The sequence below is a fragment of the Pseudomonas edaphica genome, assembly GCF_005863185.1.
Classification (GTDB): Bacteria; Pseudomonadota; Gammaproteobacteria; order Pseudomonadales; family Pseudomonadaceae; genus Aquipseudomonas; species Aquipseudomonas edaphica.
On record NZ_VBVZ01000531.1, the window covers coordinates 1 to 4,300 of the forward strand.

6 protein-coding genes are annotated in these 4,300 nt (G+C 61.1%); 1 reads left to right on the forward strand and 5 read right to left on the reverse strand.

Going from position 1 to position 4,300, the window contains the following annotated elements:
• The first annotated feature begins 3 nt into the window (after positions 1 to 3).
• Positions 4 to 216 carry a hypothetical protein gene (locus tag FEM54_RS25815; RefSeq protein WP_017138774.1) on the forward strand — a complete coding sequence of 71 codons (213 nt, stop codon included), beginning with the start codon at positions 4 to 6 and terminating at the stop codon, positions 214 to 216.
• 33 nt (positions 217 to 249) lie between these two features.
• Here FEM54_RS25815 and FEM54_RS25820 read toward each other — a convergent pair whose 3' ends face one another.
• From FEM54_RS25820 to FEM54_RS25840, 5 genes are all read right to left on the reverse strand, one after another.
• Complete coding sequence (locus FEM54_RS25820) at positions 250 to 1,278, reverse strand: nucleoside hydrolase (RefSeq protein ID WP_017138773.1); 1,029 nt, start codon at positions 1,276 to 1,278, stop codon at positions 250 to 252.
• Positions 1,279 to 1,304: 26 nt separating this feature from the next.
• Positions 1,305 to 1,709, reverse strand: a complete 405-nt coding sequence (gene rbsD / locus FEM54_RS25825; protein ID WP_017138772.1) for a D-ribose pyranase — start codon at positions 1,707 to 1,709, stop codon at positions 1,305 to 1,307.
• Complete coding sequence (rbsK, locus tag FEM54_RS25830; protein ID WP_138453586.1) at positions 1,706 to 2,623, reverse strand: ribokinase; 918 nt, start codon at positions 2,621 to 2,623, stop codon at positions 1,706 to 1,708. Before rbsK ends, rbsD begins: the two co-directional genes overlap by 4 nt.
• 23 nt (positions 2,624 to 2,646) lie before the next feature.
• On the reverse strand, positions 2,647 to 3,669 hold the full coding sequence (locus FEM54_RS25835) for a LacI family DNA-binding transcriptional regulator (RefSeq protein ID WP_099549915.1): 1,023 nt from the start codon (positions 3,667 to 3,669) through the stop codon (positions 2,647 to 2,649).
• A gap of 3 nt (positions 3,670 to 3,672) precedes the next feature.
• Positions 3,673 to 4,300: ABC transporter permease (locus FEM54_RS25840; RefSeq protein WP_138453587.1), on the reverse strand; the 628-nt coding region annotated here is incomplete at its 5' end.

The window sequence follows — 4,300 nt, forward strand, 5'->3', positions numbered from 1 at the left end:
ACCATGAGTACCGTAACCCTCCAAGCCGACATCAAAGCCAAGTGGCCTCAAGGACAAAGCTCCTACAGCCCCGGAAGCCCGGAGGAGTTGGCCATCATCGGAATCGATCTGCTGGTCAAGGAGCTCGGCACTCAGGCCGCACAGGCGTTCATCGGCCAGGTATTCGAGAAATACCCGGCCGACCACATGGGCGCTCATAACCCCGAGCGCGAATAAGACCCGGCCGGCGAGCGCCGACCGGCAAACACCTTACTTCAGACGGGCCAGGCGCTCGGTCAACAGATCGAAGAAGCCCTGGGCGTCGCCGTTCTCAACCCAGAATGCGTTCTTCGGCTGCTTGAGGCCGTCATACCAGTCGACGACGGTCTGGCCGAAGGTCGGGCCTTCGCGGCTGTCGATCACCACGTTGACTTCACGGCCGCTGAACAGGGAAGGCTTGAGCAGGTAGGCAATCACGGTAGCGTCATGCACCGGGCCACCCGGGATGCCGTAGTGCTCCATGTCGCCCTTGACGTATTCATTGAGAATATCGCCCACCACCTTGCTCGCATTGTTCTTGATGTCGGCAATCTGTTTCAGGCGCGCGTCACTGGTCAGCACCTTGTGGGTCACGTCCAGCGGCAGGTAAGTCAGCTTGACGCCACTTTTGAGCACAATTTCAGCCGCGACAGGGTCCGCGAACAGATTGAACTCAGCGACCGGGGTGATATTGCCGCCATTAAAATGCGCCCCGCCCATCACCACCACTTCCTTGATGCCTTGGGTGATCTCCGGCGCCTGGGTCAACGCCAGTGCCAGGTTGGTCTGCGGGCCGAGCATGGCGATGGTGATGCTGTGAGGCTTGGCGGTGCTCAAGGTCTTGATCAGGTAGTCAACGGCATTGCCTTCGGCCAGGCCTTTTTTCGGCTCATGCACGGCGACCCCGGAAATACCTTCCTTGCCATGGATATTCTCCGCATAGATCGGCGTGCGCAGCATGGGTTTTGGCGCGCCGGCGTACACCGGGATGTCTTCGCGCCCTGCCCACTCGCGGGCCAGGCGCGCGTTGCGGGAGGTCTTGTCGAGGCGCACGTTACCGGCGACGGTGGTCAGCGCACGAATGCTCAGTTCCTGCGGGGACGCCATGGCAAACAGCAACGCCACGACGTCATCAGCGCCTGGGTCGGTGTCGATGATCAGGTCGATTTTTTCCGCCGCGTGGGCGCTGGCTGCGGTGAGTGCGGACAAAAGCAGGACACTCCGAAATAGATTCTTCAGGGTTGGGAGACCACGTTGCATGAAACACTCCTTGTCGTAGGGAAACTCTAGAAGGTAACGCCGGACACCAGCGCGATATTGCAATACGGCTGGCACTCGCCCGTGCGCACCACGGCGCGGGCCTTGCGGCTGAGCTGCTTGAATTCTTCATGGCTGACCAAACGGCGCTCGCCCAAGGCGGCCTGTTCGGTCAACACATTAAGTGGCGTCAGCGCAGGTGGCTGCTTGAGCAGGATCTCTTCGGCCAACACATGGCTTTCTACCTGCATCTCGCTGAGCACAATGCGCAGGGTGCTGATGAAATCCGGAATGCCCTGGGTGAGCGCCAGGTCAATCAACTCGACGCCTGGCGGCACTGGCAAGCCAGCATCACCGATCACCAGGATGTCACCGTGGCCGAGGGATGCGATCACGCGCGACAGCGCAATATTGAGCAATGGTGTCTTTTTCATGAGGGCATAAAACCTTGTACGTCCTGCAGCGTAGGAATAGAGGGTTGCGCACCCGCCCGCGTGACCGACAGCGCGGCGGCCACCTGGCCAAACCGGATAGCCTCGGCTTCACTTTTGCCATTGGCCAGCGCCGCGGCAAAACCACCAACAAAGGTGTCACCGGCAGCCGTGGTGTCCACCGCCTTGACCTTGGGCGCCTGCAAGTGCTCGAAACCTTTGCCATCGGCAAACAACGCGCCCTGGCTGCCAAGGGTAATAATGACCTTGCCGGCACCCGCCTTGAGCAGCAGCGTTGCGGCAGCCTTGGCGCCGTCGAGTGAATCGACCGTCACACCACTCAAGGCGCTGGCCTCGCTTTCGTTGGGGATCAAATAATCGATCGAGGCATACCATTCCTCTGGCAGCGGGCCACTGGCCGGTGCCGGATTGAGGATCACGGTCTTGCCCAATTCACGACCGCGCTTGAGCGCCTGGCCAACCGTGTCCATCGGCACTTCCAACTGGCAGACAATGACATCTGCTGCCTGCAGTACCGCGTCAGCCGCCTGCAACGACGCGGGCGTGAGCTCACCGTTGCTGCCAGCCACGATCACAATCGCGTTCTGGCTGCTGTCATCCACCACAATCAACGCCACGCCGCTGGAGCCATCCACCGTGCTGACGGCCTGGCAATCGATGCCCTCCACCAGCAGCGCATCACGCAATTGCGCGCCGTAGGCATCCGTGCCCACACAGCCGATCATCGCCACCTCAGCGCCAAGGCGCGCAGAGGCTACCGCCTGGTTGGCACCCTTACCGCCCGGCACGGTGGAAAACGTCTGGCCGATCAGGGTTTCACCGGCGCGCGGCAAGCGACTGGCGCGGGTGACCAGGTCCATGTTCAAGCTGCCTATTACCACTACTTTTGCTGGCATACATCAGTACTCATCAATTCGGTTCAGCGGTATTGGGCGAACACACCGGCAAACGGCGCCGTCGACTCACGCAAAACAATGCTCGGCGTCACGATGCGCTGATCGATCGGCAGTTGGGGTGTTGCAATTCGTCGCAGTAAAAGCTCGGCCGCCGTCTCGCCCAGTTGCACGATCGACTGCCCGACCGTCGTCAGCGCCGGGTACACGTAGCGGCCCATTTGAATGTCGTCAAAACCAATTACCGACAGCTCGCCAGGCACACGGATATTGCGTTCGGCGGCTGCACGCAACACGCCGAAACCAATCATATCGTTACTGGCGAAAATCGCGCTGGGTGGGTTTTCCGACAGCAGCTGTACCGCCGCGGCATAACCACCGGTGCTGGTGAAATCGCTTTCCTGGGTGCGATTGGCTGGCACTTCCACGCCCGCCTCACGCAGCGCGCGGTGATAGCCGGCAAGACGCATTTGCGCCACGCGGGTATGACTGGGGCCGCCAATGCAGGCGATGTCGCGGTGACCAAGCTCCAGCAAATGCCGGGTTGCCAGGTAGGCACCCTGCTCATGATCGATGCGCACCAGGTCGACATCAATGCCGTCCAGTGCTCGGTCGACAATTACCATGGGGGTGCGCACCGCGCTCAAGCCTGCGGCAAGGCCACTGTCATCGCCGCCCACCGAGGTTACGATCAGGCCGTCGATGCGCTTTTCGAGCAATACGCGCAGGTAGCTGCGCTGCTTTTCGGCGTTATCGTCGGAGTTGCAGAGGATCACGCAATAGCCATTACGCTCGCAGTAATCCTCGATACCCCGCGCCAGCTCGGCAAAATACGGGTTAAGGCTGTTGGGCACCAGCAGGCCGATAGTCGCAGTGGTCTTGGCCTTGAGCGAGCGCGCGACGGCGCTCGGCACGTAGTCCAGTTGCTTGATCGCCGCTTCCACCTTGATGCGCACAGGCTCGCTGACCGGCCGCGTCTTGTTCACCACATGGGACACAGTGGTGTAGGAAATACCTGCAAGCGCGGCCACATCCTTGATCGTTGCCATGGTTCAGCCCCGCCGACTGGCGCGCTGGCTGCGGTAGGTGTCGAGGACCACGGCAATCACGATTACGGCGCCGGTAATGATGCGTTTGGTTGGCTCTGTCGCACCGATCTGCGCAAGGCCGGCGGCCAGTACCGAAATAATCAACACGCCAAAAAAGGTGCTGATAACCGAACCACGCCCGCCCATCAGGCTGGTGCCGCCGATCACCACGGCGGCGATCACTTGCAGCTCCAGGCCGGAGCCGGCATTCGGGTCCGCCGCTTCCAGGCGGGAAATCTGGAACAATGCCGCCACCCCGGCCAGCAGGCCCATCAGGCTGAACACCAGGATCTTGTAAGGCTTGGGGTTGATGCCGGCCAGGCGCACGGCTTCTTCGTTGGTGCCGATGCCGATCAGGTAGCGACCGAATACAGTACGGGTCAACACCAACTGAGCGGCGATGATCACCAACAGGGCAATGATGAACGACGGCGAAATCCCGAAAGCCACCGGGTTCGACAGCCAGGCATAGGAGTCACCGATATAGGCGGTGCGCGAGCCGGTCATCTGGTAGGCCACGCCACGCGCCATTTCCAGCACGCCAAGGGACACGATAAACGACGGAATGCGCCATGCCACGGTAATCGAACCC

What these genes read in the sequence shown, in the direction of transcription:
- FEM54_RS25815 (WP_017138774.1), top strand. Translation starts at nt 4, where the DNA reads ATGAGTACCGTAACCCTCCAAGCCGACATCAAAGCCAAGTGGCCTCAA.
- FEM54_RS25820 (WP_017138773.1), bottom strand. Translation starts at nt 1,278, where the DNA reads ATGCAACGTGGTCTCCCAACCCTGAAGAATCTATTTCGGAGTGTCCTG.
- rbsD (WP_017138772.1), bottom strand. Translation starts at nt 1,709, where the DNA reads ATGAAAAAGACACCATTGCTCAATATTGCGCTGTCGCGCGTGATCGCA.
- rbsK (WP_138453586.1), bottom strand. Translation starts at nt 2,623, where the DNA reads ATGCCAGCAAAAGTAGTGGTAATAGGCAGCTTGAACATGGACCTGGTC.
- FEM54_RS25835 (WP_099549915.1), bottom strand. Translation starts at nt 3,669, where the DNA reads ATGGCAACGATCAAGGATGTGGCCGCGCTTGCAGGTATTTCCTACACC.